Source organism: Shouchella clausii (assembly GCF_002250115.1).
GTDB classification, from domain to species: domain Bacteria; phylum Bacillota; class Bacilli; order Bacillales; family Bacillaceae_D; genus Shouchella; species Shouchella clausii.
Genome location: NZ_CP019985.1, coordinates 1,510,648 through 1,533,035, shown reverse-complemented (window position 1 = coordinate 1,533,035; position 22,388 = coordinate 1,510,648). Strand labels below are relative to the sequence as shown.

Genomic DNA, 22,388 nt, shown 5'->3' with positions numbered 1-22,388 from the left:
CCTCTGGATCTGTTTCGCAAGTGCTCATAGAGAATCAACACTTGTCTAAGCCTGGATAGGCATGTCCAGACCGACTGACTTTGGAGCTGGAGGGGTTTTCCTCCCAACTCCAGGTCGCTCATTTTTTCTAGTTCCTCGTCGCCAAAACAGGCACCGCCTACACTAGGTTTTTTCCAACCCTTTCAGGTTGGCCCAAGGCAGAATATGCTTTTTATCGGACTTTGAACTATCTACTCTATCATTCATTCGATCTGTCTTTTCCATATACCGCCACATCTCACTTCTCTCTCTTACTTTCACCCAATCCCTGCACATAATACATAACCGCCTCATGCATGAATGCTGCTAAATCTCCTTGCTCACTGAACGAATTAAAATACTGCTTGAATCGGGCATCGGCTTGGTACGTGTTGGCGATGCACATTAATAAGTGCCCGTCGCATGGCATCGACTGCTCGAGGATTCCCCGCCACTCATCGACGAGTTGCTGTACTTCCACCGCATCCGGCTGGAAATGCATGCAGGCGGCAATTTTTCGGAACACGCCCTCCATCTGGTGCCACTGGCGTTCTTTGTCGATGGGAGACAGTTCTTGCAGCTTCTTCTCAAAGGATTGGTAAGCCTCCGTCTCACCGTAGCGCCACCTCGCTTCTCGGTCATATTGCTCTGGCAAGGGCAAAATCGCAGAATCATTGAAAATGCTTAGATGGTAAACATCCTTTCCAGCCACAAACTCTTCCAATGCCGTGGAGATCCGCTCTAAGCGCTGTTTTTTCAAACGTAACGTATCGTTGTGCTGCTTTAATACTTCGCGTTGCTCCTCAAGCGGAAGCTTCAAGATAGCTGCAATCTCTTTCAGAGGCACATCCATTTCCTTCAGGAACAAAATCGTCTGCAGTTTAGCCAAGCCTTCCTGATCGTAATAGCGATAGCCGTTGTCGGCGACGAACGTGGGCTTCAACAGCTCGATCTCGTCATAATAATGTAAGGTTCTGGTGGTAATGCCGGTGATGTGCACGATGTCTTTAACCGCTAATAATCGTTGTTTCATTCCAGTATCCCCTGACTTCGTCCAGGATTTGATCGGCTGGGGTGATGGTCGCTTCGACGATCGATTTTCCCGTCTTCTTTAGATAGTATTGTACTAAATAATATCCGCAAGCATAACCCGCGCTATAAGGCATGCCGACTGGCGTGAAATTCTGAAGCTTCGCCAATTCGTCGCCGTACAAATACGGAGCAATTTGGTCAAACCCCGTTACATCCAGCTGTTCCTTCAATACAGGTTTGATCTGGCGATTTAATGTTTCGGCGCCTGTCTTCGACACCCAAGGGCCGAGAAGCTCCTCCCCGTACAGCAGTGTTGCAAAATTTTCCGCCAGCCCTTCGCTAACGATCAACTCGCCTAGGGTAACAGTGTGGTCCCACTGGATATACTGGTAACGTACGTTATGATTGACTTCATGCGCCAGTGCTGCCTTCATGCGGGGCAGCGTATAAGCATTTGGAAGCAATGTGCACAAAATGTATCCGGGAATTCCCCCGTCGCCGCTGTACCCCTCGTTTAGCAACAAAGACTGGCTCTTCGGGTTGCCTAGAAGAACGGTGAACAAGTACTCGGATACCGGGAGTTTCACGCCGTTTTCTGTAAATTGGCCCAGGCTCCGGGCTACAACTGCTTCGCATTCCTGCCAGAATGCATCGGACGATATAAGTTCGAGTTCCGTGGAAATCTCAGGCGTTATCTCTTCCGGCGCACGGAATATGAAATTATTGATTGTCATCACGTCAAAACCGCCTGGATCAGCAGCCTTATATGGAACATGCTGAGTCTCCCATTTTTTCATGAACGGAGCCAGCATCTCTTCCCGGTATAACTCTGTTTTCTCTGCTAGCGGAACTTGCATAACTTGGCGGTAAATGTGGTCTGAGCGCAGTGCTTGAATGTTCATATCGTTTCACCTCTACGTTTTGATCATTCAAAGTGTGAAGTATTACGTAACGTGAGAGTCAAGCCTTCATTTTTATTGTCAATGAAAACTCGAAACCCACTCATACAGCTGGCCCCGACTGTACCACTCAGATTATTTTGCAAACACGCGTTAACAATCAAAGATGGTACGGACTTTTTTACCGCTATTACGAACTGGCCGGCGAAATTGAAGGAGAATAACGGCTCAACTTTTTTCAACCGTTATGGTAAGATGAAATGCTAAACTGATAACTAGGGAGTGATCTCATGCAGAGTCATTCAAACCCGCCACGTAAAAGTGATGAAGATCTTCAAAAGGTCACAGTTGGTGAGCGTAAACCCCACAATGCGCCCGTTACCCTCCTAGAGTATGATCCAGAGTGGCCTAATCAATTCGATCGAGAGGCTACCCGAATTCGTTCTGTGCTCGGAAACAAGGCATTGCAACTCGAACATGTTGGCTCAACTTCGGTTCCAGGCCTTTGTGCCAAGCCTATCATTGATATACTACTAGTTGTCATCGATTCCGCTAACGAGACGACTTATGTCCCGGACTTAGAAAAAGCTGGTTACACACTACGCATTCGGGAACCTGAATGGTTTGAACATCGCTTGTTGAAAGGGCCAGACACAGACATCAACCTGCATGTATTCAGCAAAGGCGCTTCTGAAGTCAATAGAATGTTGCGTTTCCGTGATTGGCTCCGAAGCAACAATGCCGACCGGGATAAGTACGCAAGCGTCAAACGCCACCTTGCTCAACGTCAATGGCGCCACGTACAACATTATGCTGATGCGAAAAGTGCGATCGTCCAGGAAATCATGGAGCGAGCAAACTCGGTTGAGTAGAAACTTTATCTTGGTTTGAATAAAAGATCACTATATATTTTCTTCACAAAGGGTACAGCCATTTCATGTTGGCTATACCCCACAATTACCTGGTATCCCCTCCTGAAAGGCTAATAGCAGGAACGGTTGTTAACATGCTGTTGCGGCCCTGAGTCTTAATAATTCTTATTAAATGCTCCGTTCTTTAATCTGTCGCACAAGTTTCTCTTTAAAATATTCAAAAGGAACCCTTTCTGTTTCCGGTTTCCCGTACTGTCTAACCGTGACTGTTTCTTCTTTTAATTCGTTGTCACCTAGCACGATTGTATAAGGGATTTTTTGCATTTGTGCTTTTCTAATTTTGTAACCTAGTTTTTCATCACTTTCATCCATGTTTACCCTTACCCCTACTTGTTTCAGTTCTGATTGTATCGTTAAACAATAGTCCAAGTGAACGTGGGAAACAGGGACAATTTGTACTTGTACCGGCGCAAGCCAAACAGGAAAAGCACCTGCAAAATGTTCGATTAAAATTCCTAAAAAACGGTCAATTGAACCAAATACAGCTCGGTGAATAACAACTGGACGCTTTTTTTCGTTTTGTTTATCTATATAGGATAAATCAAACTTTTCAGGTAGTTGGAAATCAAGTTGAACCGTGGCGCATTGGTGGCTGCGTTGAATGGCATCTTTAATGTGAATATCAATTTTCGGACCATAAAACGCCCCATCGCCTTCATTGACTTTATAAGCATAATTAAGTTTTTGCAGTACATTCTCTAAAGCAGTTTCAGCCTGCTCCCAAAGGTCTTCACTCCCCATAAAATCATCTGGACGTGTCGATAATTCAATTTCGTACTTAAACCCAAATACTTGGTAGACATGGTCGATTATTTTTAATGCAAGTGTGATTTCCTCTTCAATTTGTTGCGGTGTTACGAAAATGTGGGCATCATCTTGGCAAAATGTACGGACACGCAATAAACCATTCAAGGCACCACTGAATTCATGACGATGCACTTGACCAAACTCTGCCATGCGAATTGGTAAATCTCGGTACGAATGCAGCCCGTTTTTAAAAATGAGCATATGGCCAGGGCAATTCATCGGTTTTAGCGCAAATTGTTGCTCATCCACTTGTGTAAAATACATATTCTCTTTGTAGTGATCCCAGTGACCAGATTGTTCCCATAGCCGTTGATTCATCATGATCGGCGTGCGAACTTCTTTATAGTCGTATTTGGCTTGAAGATTTCGCAAAAAAGATTCAAGCTCATTTCGGATAATTTGACCATTGGCAAGATAGAAAGGCATTCCTGGAGCTTCTTCTGAGAACATGAACAATTCCAGCTCTTTTCCAAGCTTACGGTGATTTCTCTTTTCAGCTTCCTCTAGAAAGGCAAAATAATCTTGTAACTCATCTTTTGTCGCAAACGCAACACCGTAAATACGTTGAAGCATTTGATTATCGCTATTGCCCCGCCAATATGCACCAGACACTTTCGTTAACTTAAAATGCTTGATTTTGCCTGTTGAAGGTATATGAGGACCACGACATAAATCATAAAAATCACCTTGTTCGTACACAGTCACTGTTTCATCTGGCGGTATATCTTCAAGCAACTCAAGTTTTAAAGGGTCCTGTTTGAACAACTGTTTAGCTTTTTCGCGCGTAACTTCCTTACGTGTTATCTCCATGTTCTCTTTGATGATTTGCTTCATCATCTGTTCAATTTTTGGCAAATCACCCACGGTAATCGGTTGGTCCAACGCAACATCATAAAAAAATCCATCTCCGATGACAGGACCCACTCCTAAATGAACAGCCGGGTATAATCGCTTTAATGCATGTGCCAATAAGTGGGCTGTTGAATGACGAAGCACTTCTATTCCTTCTTTTGAAGCCACATCATACAAGGAAATATGAGCGTTTTCTGTGATTGGATGTGCTAAATCGGAAGGCACACCATTTATACATCCAACAATCGTCTTTTTGTAAAGACTCGGACTAATGGATTGTGCAAGCTCAGCTAGTGTTACACCTTGCGGAAATTGCTTGCTCTTTCCATCTGGAAATTGAATAGCTATTAATGGTTCACTCATAACAAGAAACACTCCTTTTAAAGTAAATAAAATAAAAAAACACTCATCCCTCAAGAAGGGACGAGTGCGTTCTACCCGTGGTTCCACCCAATTTCCCATAAGCTAAAAAGAAAAGCTTATGGCTTTGGTGCTGTAACGTAGCATAAACGGTATTAGATACTAAGTTCCCCAATACAGCTCAAAGGTGGTAAATTATTTTCCTAAGCTAGGAAGATCACAGCTTACCCTTCCCTCTCTGAAAACCGTAAAAATAATTCCTGTCCTTTTCATCGCTTTTGCTTTGTAATTTTGTAAAAACAAAAACGCACTCATCCCCCAAGAAGGGACGAGTGCGTTCTACCCGTGGTTCCACCCAATTTCCCATAAGTAAAAAGAACTTACGGCTCTGGTGCTGTAACGTAGCATAGACGGTATTGGGTACTTCATTCTCCAATACAGCTCAAAGGTGGTAAGTTACTCTCCTGCGTTAGGAAGATTTCAGCTCTCCTTCCCTCTCTGGAAACCGTAAAAAGTAACTCATGTCCTTATCAGTGCTTTTAAAAAATCAAACGATAACATTAAATTGTTTTACATGATACAGTAAATGTCTCCTAACCGCAACCCTTCTTTTCGCTTTTTGTAGATCCAATTTAAATAAATTTCAAAATTAATAGGATATTAAAGTTATAACATTTAAACATCATATCTGTGTCATTTTCTTATGGTGGTTCCTGCAGTTAGATCTGAAATACATAGTAGGTGTGTCAGTTGTTCGTCCTTTAAATAGAAGGTAGGAAATGTCCCTGCTTCGTTACTGTATAGGAACTAATATTTCACACAAATGATTATCAATCATTTGTGAAGTATATCTTTCTATAATTGGTTGTTCTCTTATTGATAGATTATTTCTTTCTATCTCAGAAAAAATATTGCCCCAAAATTCACTGACTGCCTCTTTTGTATGGTCAAGCAAAAAAACAGCGTATTTCCCACCAGAAAATTCTCCAATATGAGCTGGTTTTTCCACATTAAAACCTTTATTTATAACAACGCAAACATCATAACGACATTCCTCTTTAGGCGTAATCTCTGGGTTATCTTGCGGTATGCCTAAAATTATAGAATCATCAAACACACCATTTAATTTTGCCCACTTTTTAAAATTCTCCATTAATTTTTTGTTTTGCTTTTCACCATACTCCCCAACATTTCGGAAATAAGCAATCCTGGATTCAGGTACTTCTTCAATAGTTATTTTCATATTTTAATTCTCCTTTCTTAGATAAAGTAATTCGATTTAAAATATTTTTCAAGTTATTTTTTAAAACTATTTCTGATATATTAGTTTAATTAATCCATTAGTCCACTATATATTCTGAAGACCCCTATAACTCTTTTAAAAGGAGATCATCTCTAAACAAAGGCCGTTAGTTGAAAAGGGATAGCCCACCGCCCATAATGACGGACAATAATGAACCGTATTCAAAACATTCGCTTCAAAAAGTAGGTGAAAAAGAGACGGGCCATGAGACCAACCTTGGCAATCCCACGGTTAGAATGCGACACAAAACTTCCCCATCACACTCAGTTGCTTTCCCCTCCTAAACACTAACTCCTTTTTTAACAACACGCTCAAAAATCAAGACTATTTCACTACGCACAAAGTGCCTTTCTCCCATTTATTGCAGGTACTAGTGGAATTTTCCCTTTGTCTTTTCTATGATAAAACTAAGCACCACATGGCGAGAGCGAAGGTGGGATAGATGATGAAAAAAAGCATTTGGATTCCGATCGTTGTCTTGATTGTATTAGGAGGAGGGGTGGCCATGGGGTTCGCACTCAACGGTTCAGACGATATTGCCTTAACAGATGATTTTACAAGTAGCTTTCTTGACCCAGATGTTGAAACAGACGAAGGGTTCCATTATTTCAGGTCAGAAAAAAACAACTTTTCCATGTGGTTTCCTGCGGGGTATTACATTGAAGATGATCCTACCCTGTACGAGAGCAAAGACCATTTTGAATTTCTCGATTTTTATGAAGATCAAAGACGTTTAAATGAAAATGGATTCTCGGGATTTATTCAGTTAAAATACCGTGACAATATGACGGAGTATGACGGCGAATTAGAATTAGCAATTTTACTAAAGGATCTTGGATTCAAGGACCAGCATGAAAAACTTCAAACTGAAGAAACAATCATTTATTACGGCTCATCCTATCTAACATTGGAAGATAAAAAAGGGGTTATCTATGACCCGGAAACACACCCTGCTAATCGGTATTTTGCCTTGGTTCAAAGTCTGGATTACAAACAATTTATTGTTGTTAAGTATGGTATATTTTGCAAAGATGAAAAAGACTGTGCCATCAACAATGAGCAAGAAAGCAGTTTTTTCGATACTATTATCCAAAGCATTCGTTTCCAAAAGTAGGTGAATTTAGATGGGTCTTGAGGACCACACCCGCAATTCTATTACCGCTCTCCAGTATGAAAACGGAAAGCAATTAGATATTGACTCCTTTAAACAAGTGCTCCATTCCTATAACATTACTGACATCGACTACAACGACATTACGATATATAAAAGCAGCGGCAAAAATATTGACTCCCCTATCGGCAACGAGTCTGGCTTTGACGGCGCTGCGATCCACCACCACAACGAAGAAAAAGGCATTAACGACGTTTACTACATTTTTCGCGGCACTGAAGTTGACCTCGACGCACCCGAAGATGTCATTTACGATGCTTTCGGTGTTGTTGCAGGTGTTTCAGATGAGCAAATCGATGATGCTCGCCGCTTTTATAACAGGGTTGAATCAGATATTGCCAAAAAGACAAATGGTGACGAAATTACACGCTACGGTGATGGCCATTCCCTTGGAGGCCATTTAATCGTTAGTGTCGCCTTAATTGAAAAAAACTTTGATGATGTGCGCGGTCTGAATGATGCGCCCGTTAACCTAAAGCAACTTGCTAGGCTTGATGAATACTTTAAAGACCATGTTATGCAAAATATAGGAACAACAAACATCTCCGACATCCCCCAAGAAGAGCTTGTTCTTCTTGCTCGCGATTTTTATGCCGCTGAAGCGAACACTATTAGCCATACACGCGTGAAAGGGGAGCCTCTTTACGCACAATCGATTCCGTATACGTTTTATCCAGGGGCAGCCATTCATTACTTAGGCGATATGGAAACGCCTGAATTTCCTGATGTGCTGACGCCAAGGACGCCGTGGCCTGGATTAACGGAGGTATTTTCCAGACCCCCTATGTTTGGTACGTTTGTTTCTCTTGGACTTGGCATAAATGCAGATTTAGATCGGGTTGCCTATAACGCCAATATCAATCATCTTTTGCAATTTATCACGATCATTGGCGAGGAAATGACGGTTGCCGAGCTTTCGGAATTAATCGGCACAGCTAAAGACAATCCGTGGGCAGCACTTTCAGGCATGCCTGAATCTGTAAAAGAGCGCCTGAAAGAGGAGGTAGGACTCGGCCATATCGTCGGCGGGTTATGGGCCTTAAAAAATACAGCCGTCTATGAAAAAGTGCTTGCTGTGATCAATGCCAAGGAGCAATTTGACTTGCACAGCATCCAGGCATTAATTGAACTGTATGACCAGCCTGGCCAACAACGAGTTACGTATCGACTTGAGCCTGGGACAGGCACACACATTTTGGTTGATGAAGACAGTCTTGTTAACGCGTTGCAGGCCATGGAAGGGGCACTGGAACAAAAGCGCGAGGCTCTTGGTCTTCTTTACCACTACCGTAATATGGAACTTCATGAACGGGTGTTTGAACAACGGGAACGGGTCGAAGGCATGATGAGCAATAAAGAAGCGAATTGGCGAGCGTTTTTGCAAGAAGCAGGCCATACGTATTCCAAGGATGCCATCCGCAAGCCAACAGGGGTGACTTTCCGGAAGGAGTTTGATCCTGTTCCCGCCAGTGCGATTGAACAAATCGACGGAATCATTGAAATGTATGAGTTGGATATGCGCGAGCTGGAACAATTGGTGCTTGACTACAAAGAAAATTTGCGTGGATTGTTTGCGGCTGATGAAGCATTGGCCCAATCAATTAAGTGAGGGGGAATATCGTTGTTTGATTGGCTGAATCCGAATGTGGGCACCCACCGCTTTCCTTTTAATCAAAGTGGCTTTGAAGAAGATGTACGGCGACAGCCTAACCGTGCCCAAGAACAAATGGAGACAGGCACCGACCAACTTATCCATGCGTTAACATGCCTTGAAGGGCAAGAAGGCAAGTTTGCTGATCGTTTGAGGGAACGCCTTGAATTCCAGATTTCCTCCGAGCAAACAAAAGGATTGTTTGTTCGTAATGCCATTTTCCTCCATACTGCAACGTTAGGGAACACTGTCGCTGATTACCATAAACAAAAGTACGACATTCATACAGAAATGGACCAAGACGCAATGGACCGGCTTACTGAGCGTTTGTCAAACAGAGGGCCTGGCCTTTTGTGAAAAGGAATGGTGCAGAGAAACGGTGCGCTGTTCCTTTTACTCTGTCTATGTAGACTAGTGTTCCGCCACTTCAATTCACCTCCTCGTTTATTCTTCTCCTAACTATCTTTCCTCCGTTCCTTCCCAGTAAGAAAGAAGACACGGGAACTATTCCGACTACAAAAGCGTAAATTAAAATGCTCTTTAGAAAGACAAATAGCAACACAGCCCCCTTCAAACCCATATTCACCAAAATAGGATAGCATTTCTTATTCTTTTTCTTCTAACTACTTCCAAGTGGATGATTATATTGTATTATTTTAATAAAAGGAGGGTCGTTATGCATTGGAAGATTAGCGCTCTTTTAGCAGTGGTATTTTTTATGTCTATGTCCGGGTGTTCAAACGGCGAGGAGTTGTTAATCGGTTCTTACCAAAGTGATGATCAAATTGTTTTTAACGAGGAGAAGACAATCAAAGACCCAGACACAATTAATGAGTTTAAGACCATTATTCATGAGTCGGCTATTAGCGAAGAGCCGGCCTCTACAGAGGGATATCCTAATAGTGTGATCCATATAAATAACTGGGATAACTCGACGATGGTGATGATGGTCTATCTTTGGTTTGAAAATAATTCTACTATCACTTTTCGTCGGGGTATTGAAGAAGATCAGTATTATTCAGTCTCTAAAAATGACTCGAAGCGCATAAAGGAATTATTGCGTCTAGACGAGTCTGAGTAAAATTTGTTATGTATCGGAATCATAGAAGCTATTCAGCATTCCCACTGTTTTAATTGACCCATCTTTTTATTTATCCTTTTATTCAATCAAACAGAGAGGATCCATCTTCAATGAACCAATTGGACGACTTGTATGAAGCAAACTGGAAAAACACTGCTAACAAATTGATGGAGTATCATGTTGAAGCGTTGTTTGTCCACGATCAACATTCACGGCTGTTAACAATAAACGAAAATTTGGATCCAATTGATCCCGCTCCTACATTTTTCTTAGGCCGAACGATTGACGGTAAGGCCGTTTGCCGATTTCGCTATGATGTAGCAGACAAGACTGCTAAGCGTTTACAAGAGTTGTCTTTAGAAGAGCCCTCCATAAGTGAGTTCCCAGCAAAGCCAAAGTACTTTGCAGAATACATGGCTCTCCTTCATGGGCAACAATATACAATGGGACCGTGCTATTTTGTCCCTAGAATCGTCACTTCCTCACTGCAAGTCAAAAGCCTCACGCGTGAAAATGCTACTAACTGGTTGCCACGTGATTTTGAGTGGCTATTCCTGAATTAGATGTGTCTCAACCTTGCGTTGCCCTTGTCCATCAAAATATAGCCGTTTCCATCTGCCAAAGCGTTTGTATTACCAATTTCGCGCATGAAGCGGGAATCGAAACATTAAAGGAATATCGCGGAAATGGGTTTGCGCCTGCCGTTGTTGCTGCCTGGGCGATCGCTGTACGGAAGTTGGGTTGTTTGCCATTATATAGCACGTTAGCGGAAAACCATTCCTCTCAAAGCGTTGCAAGTAAATTAGGTTTAGCCTACTATGGAAGTAATTTTACGATTGCTTGATTTAATGGGAATCTGTTGTATGTAGCTTTGTACGCGGGCAAAACGGGCCTCGTTTCTTTTTACCTATTCCACGCACCGGGCAGAATGGCCTCTATTGAAAGGATTTGATCGAATGCATGAACGTTATATGAGATTAGCACTAGACAACGCTAAAGCAATGAAGGGGCAAACAGACCCAAATCCTCTTGTCGGCTGCGTGCTTGTAAAAGAAGGACGGATTATTGGCGTGGGCGCCCATTTGAAAGCTGGGGAAGCCCATGCAGAAATAAACGCGTTGCGCATGGCTGGCTCTGAAGCGAAAGGCAGCACTGCTTATGTTACGCTAGAGCCTTGTTCCCATACAGGGCGGACAGGTCCTTGCGCTGTCGCGTTAGTGGAAGCTGGCGTCAAGGAAGTGATAATTGCTACCCTTGATCCAAATCCCTTGGTCTCTGGTAATGGCGTACGTATCCTTGAGGAAGGCGGCGTCTATGTTCAAACCGGCATCTTGGAAAAAGAAGCGGTGCAGTTAAACGACGTGTTTAATTACTCGATTGTCCATCGTATGCCATACGTGACGCTAAAAGCAGCTGTCTCAATGGATGGAAAGATTGCTGCAAAATCAGGCGACAGCAAATGGATTACTTCCAGTGAAGCGCGCCAAGATGTCCACCGCCTGCGTACAGAAAACCAAGCGATTATCGTTGGTGTTGACACTGTTTTAAAAGACAACCCTTCATTGACGGCGCGAATTGCCAATGGTCGCAACCCGATCCGAGTGATTGTTGACTCCCATTTGCGCACACCTGTCGATTCAATTGTAACGACAGATGGCCTTGCCCCGACATGGATTTTTACGGCAGCGGAACCTAAGCATTTGCCAGAGAAGCAGGAGCGGCTGGAAAAGGCCGGCGTCCGCCTCGTACAAACGAGCGGGACAACGAAAGTCGATCTCAAGGAAATGATGGCGTATTTGTACAAAGAGTCGATTTCCTCTGCCCTTCTCGAAGCAGGGGGAACGTTGAATGCCGCTTTTCTTGAAGCCCAGCTTGTGCAAAAACTAATCGTCTATGTGGCGCCAAAGCTCATTGGCGGCGCATTGGCGCCAACCTTTTTAGAAGGAAGCGGCATTGGCAAAATGGCTGATGCGTTGCCGCTTGTTTTTAGTGAAGCCACGCAAATCGGGCCGGACGTAAAACTAACTGCCTATGTCATTTCAGATAAGACGGCGAACTAGACTGTTTAAAATACGCAGCGGTTAGGAGAGACCTTTTAGCCGCTGCAAATGTATGTGTGGGCCCCCTTATCGACTTTGACGAGCAAATTCATCACACTCTCTTCCTCATCCCCATTGCTCCTTACTAAAAATGATAAGACCTCCCAAGTAACCACATAGCAGTTTTAGCACGGCATAAAGCATAGGGGAGGGGGTATATCTTCCCGTTATAGCTCATTAAGTGGTACGAGAAATCATACATGGTTGCTGGCAGGTTCGATTTCTATTTCGCTGGCCTTACATAACTTCTTACCAATTACACACGTAAAAAACGTATTCCACGATTATCGCCATTTCCTTTGACCCATTAATAAACAAATAGCCAAATAAACAGGGGGTTTTTTAGTGAAAATGCCCTGTAATATGACAAAATTTACGCCTCTTTAAAATCCAATTGTAAAATAAAAGAAAATAATGATGTCTCATTCCCTATCCCCTCCAAACCACTAATCGCCTTAATTACCAATTAATAAAAACAAACAAACTCCATCATCTCACTAATATCAACAGATTAAGCGTTTCTTCCGATAAAAAAGAACACATTATCGCATCCAAAAAAATGATCTCAAAGAACCTGTTCATAAGGACTACAAAATAGTAAAAATAAACATTAACTCCATTTTAAAGGAATAAAACGAGAGACTAGTCGTGTCGTTCTTCAGAACGCTTGACGTGTTTTTGGAAGCGAATTAAATTGAAAATAGATTGCTATTTTCATAGATAAACGCTTTTAGCAAGAACGATTCCGAAAAGATTGGTTTTATTTCATTAGACAAACAGGAAAAGCGAGTTGCTGTAGGACATCTTATAAGAACAGCTTCGTTTTCCCAGGATCGTTCGCTATTGAGATATACCAAACAGCCAACAATTGCTTTAGAAACAGTCATGGATGGAAGTGGAGAAGCACAAAAACGGATTGGCGAAATTTTGCGACAAAAAAGGTTTTTCGCCGGACAAGGCGATGCTTATGCGGCATCGGATATTTCTAATCTGGAAAGGAGGCTTCCTGTTGTGGAAGGGGCCAATCCTGATTTACTGGATGCCAGAGTAGGGTATTTGCCAAAAGCGGCTTTGCCCTTCCTAGGAAAACATATTGTTCTGTTCATTCTTGTTTCCAACGTGAGCATGGCAATATCAATTGTTAAAAGGATTTTCAATCATAGAAAGGGCCCTCTTTTACTACTGACTTCTATATCTTGCGCTGCTGCGCTAGTCCCTTTGAACACTCGTTCGGGAAAGCGGTTTGGCATTGTGTACTATCCGTTCGATTTGATTGATTTAATGGGTAGTGCTGTCTCTATCTGGTTTAAGGATGACTTCACATGCATACTAGAACATAAAAGCATGCGGCAACACTGCATAAGATGAATGAATACAGAGATCAATTTTTGGCAAACATGTCAGAGGAATTTAAGAATCCGCTCCATGGAATCCTTAACATGTCCCAATCCGTTTTAAAGAGAGAACGGCATATGTTACAGGAAAGAAGCATTAAAGAGCTTGAAACCGTTTTGTCAATCGGACATCGGCTGACATTGCGTTTGAACGATTTGATTGACATGATGAGCCTGCAAGAAGGATCCCTACGTCTACAGAAAAAAGCGATAGCGATTCAACCTATTGTCACTGGCGTCCTTGACATGCTGCAATACAGCACGGAAGTCAAGCCTATTAAAATGGTCAATCAAATTGCTGAAGACTTCCCGCCTGTCATCGCTGATGAAAGTCGGCTCGTTCAAATTGTTTACAATTTATTGCATAATGCGGTCAAATATACGGATGAAGGGGTTATTTCCGTCCGAGCTTTTAAGGAGAACGAAAATGCTTTTATTGTGATTTCCGATACAGGAATTGGCATGGACGAGGACATCCTTAAGCGCCTATTTCGTCCGTACGAGCAAGCAAGTGCGAATGAGACCATGATTGAAGGGGGTTTTGGGCTAGGTCTAAGCATAAGTAAGCAATTAGTTGAGCTTCATGGAGGCACATTAGAAGTGTCATCTACTTTAGGAGAAGGCTCAACATTTACATTTTCATTAAAATTAGCTGAATTGAAAGACGAGCAAGACAAGAGGATTCATCACACATTCGAACAGTCGTCATTGCCATTCGTGCCAACCCTGGAAAAGAAGCCACTCTATATGAAAGAAGTCGAAGCCCAGTTAGCTACGACGCAAGCTAGTTTAAGCGAAATCAATCGTGGCCGCCCACGTATACTAATGGTTGATGACGATCCAGCCAATCTCCAAGTACTTGAAGGGATACTATCACCAGAAGATTATGATGTAACAATGGTAACGAGCGGCAAAGAGGCGTTGGCGATGTTAGATGCCCAGGAGTGGGATCTCGTTATCTCGGATACGATGATGCCACAGATGTCTGGTTACGAGCTAACCCGGATGATCCGTAAGCGGTTCACACTGTTTGAGCTCCCTGTGTTGCTCCTTACATCTAGAAGCCAATCGAAAGATATTCAAAGTGGCTTCTTAGCCGGGGCCAACGACTATGTGACAAAACCAGTCAAAGCGCTAGAATTAAGAGCACGGATTGAGGCACTAACGACGATCAAACAAATGGTTCAGGAACAATTGCGGTTGGAAGCGGCATGGCTGCAAGCACAAATACAACCACACTTTTTATTCAATGCCTTAAATGCGGTAGCAGCTTTAAGTGAAACCGACCTGGATAAAATGCATGATTTGCTACAGGAATTTAGCGACTTTTTGCGCGCCAAATTCCAATTTCAAAATATGGATGAACTCGTTCCGATTGAGGAAGAGCTTAGCCTGGTGCGCTCCTATCTTTATATTGAAAAAGTCCGATTTGAAGAGAGGCTGGAAATTGATTGGAAAGTAGAAGATAGCGACATAAAAGTCCCGTTTCTTTCCATTCAACCTTTAGTGGAAAATGCGATTAGGCACGGCATTATGAAACGCCCTCATGGCGGAAAGGTTCTTATTCAAGTTTCTAACAATAAAACGCATGCCATCGTATCAGTAGAAGATGATGGAGTCGGAATGGACGACGTTCAACAGCAACGGATTTTAGAGAGAAAAGCCGCTAGCCGTTCAGGGGTTGGATTAATTAATACGGACCAGCGGTTAAAACGGCACTTCGGCACGGGGCTTCAAATTGATAGTGAAAAAGGCAAAGGAACAAAGGTATCGTTTCATGTAAAGCACAGAAATAGATAAAACGAAACTTCACAACTTTACTAGCATGGCGGCCCTAACTAGGGATAAGATCCGCCATGCTCTGCTTTAAGGTGTAACCGGAAGAAAAAGAATGCGATCAACGGCACGCATCGTCTGTATGAACGCTCCCCTTCCCCGTCTATTCCCATTCCAACCGAAATACAAATACATATTCACACGCCTCAATAATTTGCGCTACCCCTTCTTCCGTTCCCGCTGGGCCAGAAGACACTTCCTCTCCATTAAAGAAAACGACAAGGTTTTGCCCTTCTTTCTCAAAATCAAGCGTTGTATTGGCTATACTTGTAAACGTGTCATCTTTCGGATTTGGGAGCTCCATCCGTTGACTGCTTTCCATAGACCCTGATTCTTCGATAAGCATAAACCTAGCTTCGTATATCGCCATCTCGCCTTCCTCTTCGTAAAGCCTAGGGCTGTCAATCGTTACAATCATTTCTTCCCATCCTGAAAACAACCCCTCGCCTTCCTCTGCGTGCATCGAATAAATCTCTCGTGTCCACTCTTCTGAGCGTTCGCCATTTTCATAGGCTTGGAGCTTGAATGATAGTGTCGTCGCCTCTGGGTCGAAACGAGAAACTTCATACACAAATGAATGGCTGTTACCAACTTGCAAATAACGTTGTTCGATTTCAGAAAGTTGTTTAGGCTCCAACTGATTCGCTTCTGCTTGGCTGCAAGCCGTTACCAACAGGGCAGATAGCAATAAAACCGCTTGTTTCTTTATCATAAGGACATCTCCTTTTGCCAACTTAATTTTTTAAAAGGGATCTTTGGGTATATCTACACTCTCTGCAAACGGAGAAACGAATCAATTACTCCATTCAGTCATGCTTGGATAACCAAATGATAGGAATAGTTGGCTTGCCCCCCAGCCTGCACCTGCGCCGACACCAATCAGCACCACGACAATCAGCAGCCGCAGCCATAATTGCATTTGCCAAGAAGTGTTTATACGAAAAAGTGCCCAGCATAAAGCCAATACAAAAGGAAACAGGGCAATTATCAAGAAATAGTACGTCGAAACAGGAGGATTGTCGGCAGCCATTGTCCAAAAAGGCTCTTCATCATATACGTTCGCGAACGGATAAGAGGCAGTCATTTCTCGCAAATGGGCACTGATTTTTGCTGCTTCGGTTTCCAGTGGATACACAATCTCCTCTTCCGTAAACGTATCTATTTTTACATCAAGTTGCGCTGCTAAAGATGCAGGGATTAAGAACGAATAACTGCCTAAACGTTGAAAATCTTTTTTGGCTGTGCCCATCACATGAAAATCAACCCCGTCAGCTAACGTTCTCTCGCCTGTTTCCTCCTCCCACGGCACTAACTTGACTGTCTGATCAATCATATACGCGTGGCTTAGATCGCTGCCAATAATGACGGCTCCGTTGCTGGCCTTCATGTCGTCTACTGACAGCAACGGTGTCACGTCCAGCAGCGACAAAACCATTTCCCAGTGCTGATCTGGAACGGCTAACAAGTCTACATAGATTTCCGAATAACTTGTTTCGCTTTCCTCGGCAATCAGATAATTGCCTTGTTTCGTTAACGTCACAAACGAAAAACCATCGGCGCTTAGCTGTTCCAGAAACTGGTCAGCCTGCTTCTTAGGCGCTTGCAAGTGGACAAACGGCCATATGTGTCCTTCCTCATCAGTCCAACCATAAAGCGCTTCCCGCTCCTGCTGCAGCTTGTCTATCTGTTCGGTCAGTTGCTGATAAGGTGAAATGGCAAGAAAAGCAATTGCCGCTGATAAAGCGACTACTACCAATCCCCCTTTTGCTGGGTACGGTAGATTCCGGTATGGTTTAGAATCGGCTAGCGCACGAGCGATAAGCATGCTTCTTCCAAGCACTACGGCCAAAAGTAGAAGAATGGCCATTGCCAGCAAAGTAAAGCGAAGGGAAACCGGGATATAAGCCAATTGGGCAACACCTATATAAAGTGATAACCGTGTCGCCAAGTCTTCTGCTAAAGCAAAGCCAAACAGATGGAATGCCGTCAGCGCCAAAAGCGTAGAGAAGACAGCTAAAATGATCGCTAGCACCCCGCTAGTAACGACCAATTGCCGATTTAGCCTTTTAGGAGAGTACCCTAAATAGACAACTGTTCGGGCCACTGTTCGAAGCGCCAAGCCCAAACGTTTCATCGTTATGAGCCAAAACGCGATAAACATCGCTGCCGCGCCAATAAGCAAACTATAGCCAGCAAATCGTAGTTGTTGGAAAGAAGCAGCAGTTAGCCCTTCGATGTAAAATAAACCGGATTGCGTGTCAATATTTTGCCGGACGGTCTTGCCAGTCCGCGCTTCGAGATCATTTCTTACTTTAGTCTTATCGTCGGTATTTGCCCGAATGTAAATGTCGGCAGTTTCGTCGATGTCTTCAATTAATAACACCTCTTCCGACATCCCGTAAAACAGGCTGACAAAGGTGTAGGAATGACTGTTGCCGTCGCTGTCGATCAATTCAACTTTGTCTCCGTATTGAATGTCTGGAAAATGGACGGAAACAAAATCGTGCTCTAGCGCAATTTCTCCCTTTTGAACAGGTGAACGATTGGTAAAATAATAAGGGCCCGTTTCTACAAACTTTGGCTGATCAAACATCAATACTTCTATCGTTTCTCCAGCGACTGTTTTCCAACCTGTAGTTGTCATGCTCCTCCATGTTTCATGCACTTCTGGCAAAGCACCGACTTGGGCCATTGTTTCTGGAGAAGCTTGATTAATCGAAAAGTCGTATGTATAGCCAAGTTGCAATGCTTCGTTTTGCTTATAATTGGCATTCATTTGTTGTAGCATTAAAAATAGCCAGACGAAAGCGGCACATGCAAACATCGCCCCCATCAATGGGAAAAGCAGTGTTTTTTTATGGTGCTTTATGTTAAGCCAAATCACTTTCCATAGCCTATGTATTAGCATTTGCTGCCTCCCCATTCACGAATAGCGCCATTATCCAGCTCGACGATATGAGGAGCCCACAGTGCCTCTTCATACGAACTCGTCGCAAATAAAATCGTTTGCTGACGTTTTCTCGCCCATTGCTGAAGTTTTTGGAACAACTCCAGGTCAATTGGGCCATCTACTAAAAAGACAGCTGGCTCAGCAGCAGCCGCCCGGGCAAGGCGAACTGCCTGACAATCATAATGCCCTAGTTCTTTGGTAGGAAGTGCCAATAACGGAGAAACGCCAAAATGGCCAGCAACTTCTTTAAGCCACGCTTTGTTGCGCTTTTTTTGTTGCAACGCAGCTAAAAAGGCGATGTTTTCTTGTACAGTTAATTCAGCGAGCAATGGTGCTTCCTCGCTATAGACGCCGATTTCCTCACGGCGCATGAGGGCTTTTTCTTCCGTGCTGCAATTCGTTAAGTTGTATGTTCCTACGACTGCTTCTCCTTCGTCTAGCTCTAAAAGACCAGCAATGATTGCAAACAGCGTCGACTTTCCTGCGCCTTCGCTGCCAAAAATCGCCAAACATTCGCCTCGTCCCACACGCAAGGAAAGGCTTTTCAGTACTTGACGGCGTCTTTTCCCCCGTCCAAATCCAACTGTCACTTTCTCCAGCTCAATATGCTTCAACTGGCGGCCTCCTCTCCACTTCTCTATTTTGCCATGGAAAAAGCCGTTTTCCTAGTTTCATTTTAAACAATTGAACCACTATTTGAAAAATAAACGTTGCTAAACGTATATAAACGCATGACCCTACCAATGCTTAGTTGCTTTTTACGCAAGGTGAAGCCCGCCTTCTAAAAGATTTAAAAAACAAGTTTTACTGGTGCTTAAGAGAAAAAGACCAAGAATTTACAAATAGTGTGATAAGAGAAAACGAACATTACGTACCGTCCCACAAGGAAAAGTTTCTGTCGTTTTTTATTTTTAGGTTGCTTTTATTAACTAAGTATATTAAATTTAATTACAAAGTAATTTCATAGGATTAAAGGGGTATTGTTCCCTTTTTTGGAGGTGTTCTTTTGAAGGAGGTTTCAGAAATACCAACATTAATTGAGATGCGCAATGTAGGCAAAGCATTTCCTGGAAAATCAGGCATGAACACGATTCTTGATAATATTTCACTGATCGTTAAAAAAGGGGAAATGATTTCTCTTCTTGGTGAAAGCGGCTGCGGGAAAAGTACACTCCTCAATTTAGTAGGGGGGTTTTTAACACCGACAGAAGGACAAGTGTTTGTGGCAAACAAACCTGTCCAAACGCCAAACAAAAAAGCTGTCATGCTCTTTCAGAATTACGGCCTGCTTCCATGGCGGACCGTTTTAAAAAATGTTGAAATTGGACTGGAATCCATGTCGTTGTCTAAAAAAGACCGGGAAGAAAGGGCAAGATCTTATTTAAAAATAGTAGGGTTGGATCAACACCGCCATCAGTTTCCAAAGCAATTATCAGGGGGCATGAAACAGCGGGTGGCAATCGCCAGAGCACTTGCGATTCAACCTGAATTGATTTTAATGGATGAACCTTTTGCTGCGCTAGATGCCTTTAACCGTTATTTTTTGCAGGACGAATTATTGCGAATTCAAGAACAAGCAAAAACGACGATTTTGCTAGTGACTCATGATATTGATGAAGCCGTTTATTTATCGGATCGAATTGTCATTTTAGATAAACACCCTGGGCGGATCAAGACAATCATACCAATTGAGCTTGGACGCCCAAGAGACCGGAGCCACAGTGATTTTCAAACATATAGGCGGCGGATTTTTGAATCCTTCTCCCTAACGGCAAAGAAAGCAGATATAGACTTCACTATATAAATTTTTAATATAGGAGAGTACGATGAAGCGCATTTGGAAAATTGGTTTTGTATTAATGGCGAGTGCCAGTTCATTGGCTTCTTGTCAGAATCTTCCCTCAACCTCGGAAGAAAAAACGATAAAAATTGGATATTTGCCTATAACCCATGCAGCCCCACTGTATTATGCCCATGCACATCCAGAAGAGTTAGATGACAATGAACACGTAGAACTTGTACGATTTGGCTCCTGGATTGATCTGATGGACGCCCTTAATACAGGTAGAATTGACGGGGCAACCGTCTTAATTGAACTCGCTATGAAAGCCCATGAGAAAGGCATTGATTTAAAAGCAGTTGCGTTAGGGCACAAAGATGGCAATGCGGTAGTTGTCGGAGATGATATTCAAAAAACGGAGGATTTAGTCGGCAAAACAGTAGCGATCCCTCATACTTTGTCTTCCCACAATATATTACTGGACGATATGCTGCAGGCCTCGAACCTTGCCTATGAAGCGGTCAATGTTGTGGAATTGCCTCCTCCAGAAATGCCTTCCGCCTTAAGCGAGGGGCGCATATCCGGTTATATTGTGGCAGAGCCTTTTGGCGCGTTGGGGGTTCATTTAAATGCAGGGCACGTGCTTTATCAGTCCGAAGAGCTTTGGCCCGATTCGCTATGCTGCGCCCTTGTATTAAGGCAGGATTTCCTTGAAACATATCCGGAGCTTGCGCAAAAACTCATCACAAATTATGCCAAAGGAGGGCTTGCCCTCGAAGAGCATAGCCATTATGACGTCCATATGGATTATCTAAATATAGATGAAGACGTATTGGAGCTATCTCTAGAATGGATTTCTTATGATGATTTAATGATTGAGGAACAAGACTATGAACTTCTTAGGCGACGCATGCTGGAGTTAGGATTGTCAGAGGATCCCCCTGCTTATGAAGATTTTATCGATACCAGTTACCTAGAAGGGAGAAACTAAATGCTAAAATCAAAAATTGGAGCTGGTTTGATTTCATTTGTGTTCGTTATAGGCGCCTGGCAACTGGTGATATGGATTGGGGGGTATCAAGAAGCTCTACTCCCCTCCCCGTTAGCGGTTGGGAGAGCCATTTTTTCTCTAATTGAGGATGGTACGCTCTTTACCCACCTCCAAGTTAGCCTCTTCCGTTTTTTTATAGGCTATATAACTGCTGTCCTTACTGGTATCATACTGGGGTTGATTCTTGGGAGAACGCCTAAAGTTTGGGCGGTTGCTGATCCTATTGTCCAAGTCCTGAGGCCCGTTGCGCCCGTTGCATGGACGCCTTTTATTGTTCTATGGTTTGGCATTGGAAATATACCGGCGATTGCCATTATTTTTATCGCTGCTTTCTTCCCAGTCTTGCTTACGACCGTCTCAGCAGTGCGCAAAGTTCCAGATAACTATTTAAAAACAGCAATCAATTTAGAAATCCGGGGGCCAACATTGCTATGGAAAGTCATTTTTCCAGCTTCCTTTCCTTCCATTGCCAACGGGCTTCATATCGCAGTCGGCACGGCATGGATTTTTCTGGTAGCAGGCGAAATGGTAGGAGCCCAGTCCGGTTTAGGCTATTTAATCATTGATTCCCGAAACGCCCTTGATTTAGATTTTGTCGTGGCAGGTATTGTTTTTATTGGCTTGTTAGGTTTGGCACTTGATAAGGGCGTGGGCTCTATTGAACGGGCAATCTTAAAACAGTGGGGAGGAGTTTATTGACAAAAGCCGTAAATGATTCAATCTACGGCTTCGGTGTGCATTTCGTCTTTTTGGACGGTCTTTTGGCAAGAAGGACAGTAGTAAAGCATGTCAATATCAGCCCCGCATTCCGTGTGAACAAGCTTTTTATAGCAGCGGTCTAGATGTTTTCTTCCCCATAAAAGCAAAGAGTAAAACACGGGTTCAAGATCATCGCCTGCTTCCGTTAATACATACTCATAGCGCGGTGGATGACTCGAATACAGATTGGATGTAATTAAATCTACTTCTTCCAAATATTTGAGCCGATCTGATAACAACTTGGCAGAAATCCCTTCTAAATGATTTTTAATATCGTTAAATGTTGACTGGCCAAGCATGATTTCATGAAGAATAAGCAATGTCCAACGATCTCCCACTAGGTTTAGTGTCTGGGCAATATTACACGGCAGTTTGTAGCGTTCTTTTATCACAGATAAGACTTCCTTTCACTC

The 22,388-nt window shown here is 43.1% G+C and carries 19 protein-coding genes, 1 pseudogene and 2 other annotated features; of the genes and pseudogenes, 12 read left to right on the top strand and 8 right to left on the bottom strand.

What is annotated here, in order from left to right; translation table 11 throughout:
* Nucleotides 1-277: 277 nt before the first annotated feature.
* Together BC8716_RS07370 and BC8716_RS07365 are read right to left on the bottom strand one after the other, a co-directional pair.
* Entirely contained in the window at nucleotides 278-1,051 is a 774-nt protein-coding gene (locus tag BC8716_RS07370; protein WP_094424530.1) for a MerR family transcriptional regulator, read from the bottom strand.
* Nucleotides 1,026-1,952, bottom strand: coding sequence for a DUF2268 domain-containing putative Zn-dependent protease (locus BC8716_RS07365; protein WP_094424529.1), 927 nt, complete (start codon nucleotides 1,950-1,952; stop codon nucleotides 1,026-1,028). Before BC8716_RS07365 ends, BC8716_RS07370 begins: the two co-directional genes overlap by 26 nt.
* Before the next feature lie 287 nt (nucleotides 1,953-2,239).
* Here BC8716_RS07365 and BC8716_RS07360 point away from each other — a divergent pair, with 287 nt between their 5' ends.
* The gene (locus tag BC8716_RS07360) at nucleotides 2,240-2,821 is read left to right on the top strand and encodes a GrpB family protein (protein WP_094424528.1); all 582 of its coding nucleotides are present in this window, start codon (nucleotides 2,240-2,242) and stop codon (nucleotides 2,819-2,821) included.
* A gap of 168 nt (nucleotides 2,822-2,989) precedes the next feature.
* On the opposite strand, the gene thrS is transcribed toward BC8716_RS07360, so the two are convergent.
* Nucleotides 2,990-4,903 carry a threonine--tRNA ligase gene (gene thrS / locus BC8716_RS07355; RefSeq protein WP_094424527.1) on the bottom strand — a complete coding sequence of 638 codons (1,914 nt, stop codon included), beginning with the start codon at nucleotides 4,901-4,903 and terminating at the stop codon, nucleotides 2,990-2,992.
* 53 nt (nucleotides 4,904-4,956) lie between these two features.
* Nucleotides 4,957-5,182: a binding site (T-box leader), on the bottom strand.
* A gap of 39 nt (nucleotides 5,183-5,221) precedes the next feature.
* Nucleotides 5,222-5,443 (bottom strand) — a binding site (T-box leader).
* 250 nt (nucleotides 5,444-5,693) lie between these two features.
* Nucleotides 5,694-6,143, bottom strand: coding sequence for an AraC family transcriptional regulator (locus BC8716_RS07345; RefSeq protein WP_094424526.1), 450 nt, complete (start codon nucleotides 6,141-6,143; stop codon nucleotides 5,694-5,696).
* A 505-nt stretch (nucleotides 6,144-6,648) separates the two neighbouring features.
* On the opposite strand from BC8716_RS07345, the gene BC8716_RS07340 reads away from it, so the two are divergent.
* The 8 genes and pseudogenes from BC8716_RS07340 to BC8716_RS07305 form a co-directional block, all read left to right on the top strand.
* Nucleotides 6,649-7,317 carry a YvcA-related protein gene (locus BC8716_RS07340; protein ID WP_257252596.1) on the top strand — a complete coding sequence of 223 codons (669 nt, stop codon included), beginning with the start codon at nucleotides 6,649-6,651 and terminating at the stop codon, nucleotides 7,315-7,317.
* Nucleotides 7,318-7,327: 10 nt separating this feature from the next.
* Nucleotides 7,328-8,983, top strand: a complete 1,656-nt coding sequence (locus tag BC8716_RS07335) for a DUF6792 domain-containing protein (protein ID WP_094424525.1) — start codon at nucleotides 7,328-7,330, stop codon at nucleotides 8,981-8,983.
* 12 nt (nucleotides 8,984-8,995) lie between these two features.
* Nucleotides 8,996-9,382, top strand: a complete 387-nt coding sequence (locus BC8716_RS07330; RefSeq protein ID WP_094424524.1) for a hypothetical protein — start codon at nucleotides 8,996-8,998, stop codon at nucleotides 9,380-9,382.
* Between the two features lie 319 nt (nucleotides 9,383-9,701).
* Nucleotides 9,702-10,106, top strand: coding sequence for a hypothetical protein (locus BC8716_RS07325; RefSeq protein ID WP_094424523.1), 405 nt, complete (start codon nucleotides 9,702-9,704; stop codon nucleotides 10,104-10,106).
* A 110-nt stretch (nucleotides 10,107-10,216) separates the two neighbouring features.
* The gene (locus tag BC8716_RS22760; protein ID WP_257252280.1) at nucleotides 10,217-10,669 is read left to right on the top strand and encodes a hypothetical protein; all 453 of its coding nucleotides are present in this window, start codon (nucleotides 10,217-10,219) and stop codon (nucleotides 10,667-10,669) included.
* Nucleotides 10,651-10,950, top strand: a complete 300-nt coding sequence (locus tag BC8716_RS22755) for a GNAT family N-acetyltransferase (RefSeq protein ID WP_257006648.1) — start codon at nucleotides 10,651-10,653, stop codon at nucleotides 10,948-10,950. Before BC8716_RS22760 ends, BC8716_RS22755 begins: the two co-directional genes overlap by 19 nt.
* 112 nt (nucleotides 10,951-11,062) lie before the next feature.
* Nucleotides 11,063-12,166, top strand: a complete 1,104-nt coding sequence (gene ribD / locus BC8716_RS07315; RefSeq protein ID WP_094424522.1) for a bifunctional diaminohydroxyphosphoribosylaminopyrimidine deaminase/5-amino-6-(5-phosphoribosylamino)uracil reductase RibD — start codon at nucleotides 11,063-11,065, stop codon at nucleotides 12,164-12,166.
* A gap of 1,137 nt (nucleotides 12,167-13,303) precedes the next feature.
* A pseudogene (locus BC8716_RS07305) lies at nucleotides 13,304-15,399 on the top strand (ATP-binding response regulator); the annotation flags it as partial.
* A 139-nt stretch (nucleotides 15,400-15,538) separates the two neighbouring features.
* On the opposite strand, the gene BC8716_RS07300 reads toward BC8716_RS07305, so the two are convergent.
* The 3 genes from BC8716_RS07300 to BC8716_RS07290 form a co-directional block, all read right to left on the bottom strand.
* A complete protein-coding gene (locus BC8716_RS07300; RefSeq protein WP_094424519.1) occupies nucleotides 15,539-16,147 on the bottom strand; it encodes a hypothetical protein in 609 nt (202 codons plus the stop codon).
* Between the two features lie 81 nt (nucleotides 16,148-16,228).
* On the bottom strand, nucleotides 16,229-18,343 hold the full coding sequence (locus BC8716_RS07295; RefSeq protein ID WP_094424518.1) for an ABC transporter permease family protein: 2,115 nt from the start codon (nucleotides 18,341-18,343) through the stop codon (nucleotides 16,229-16,231).
* A complete protein-coding gene (locus BC8716_RS07290; protein WP_063608936.1) occupies nucleotides 18,337-18,999 on the bottom strand; it encodes an ATP-binding cassette domain-containing protein in 663 nt (220 codons plus the stop codon). The genes BC8716_RS07295 and BC8716_RS07290 overlap by 7 nt, the downstream gene beginning before the upstream one ends.
* 392 nt (nucleotides 19,000-19,391) lie before the next feature.
* Between BC8716_RS07290 and BC8716_RS07285 the strand changes: the two genes are divergently transcribed.
* Genes BC8716_RS07285 through BC8716_RS07275 form a run of 3 tightly spaced genes read left to right on the top strand, consistent with a single transcriptional unit; the run spans nucleotide 19,392 to nucleotide 21,915 of the window.
* On the top strand, nucleotides 19,392-20,189 hold the full coding sequence (locus tag BC8716_RS07285; protein ID WP_406550684.1) for an ABC transporter ATP-binding protein: 798 nt from the start codon (nucleotides 19,392-19,394) through the stop codon (nucleotides 20,187-20,189).
* A gap of 22 nt (nucleotides 20,190-20,211) precedes the next feature.
* Nucleotides 20,212-21,156, top strand: coding sequence for an ABC transporter substrate-binding protein (locus BC8716_RS07280; protein ID WP_094424517.1), 945 nt, complete (start codon nucleotides 20,212-20,214; stop codon nucleotides 21,154-21,156).
* Complete coding sequence (locus BC8716_RS07275) at nucleotides 21,157-21,915, top strand: ABC transporter permease (RefSeq protein WP_094424516.1); 759 nt, start codon at nucleotides 21,157-21,159, stop codon at nucleotides 21,913-21,915.
* A 17-nt stretch (nucleotides 21,916-21,932) separates the two neighbouring features.
* Here the strand turns inward: BC8716_RS07275 and BC8716_RS07270 are convergent, their stop codons facing one another.
* A complete protein-coding gene (locus BC8716_RS07270; protein ID WP_063608978.1) occupies nucleotides 21,933-22,364 on the bottom strand; it encodes a winged helix-turn-helix transcriptional regulator in 432 nt (143 codons plus the stop codon).
* Nucleotides 22,365-22,388: the final 24 nt, after the last annotated feature.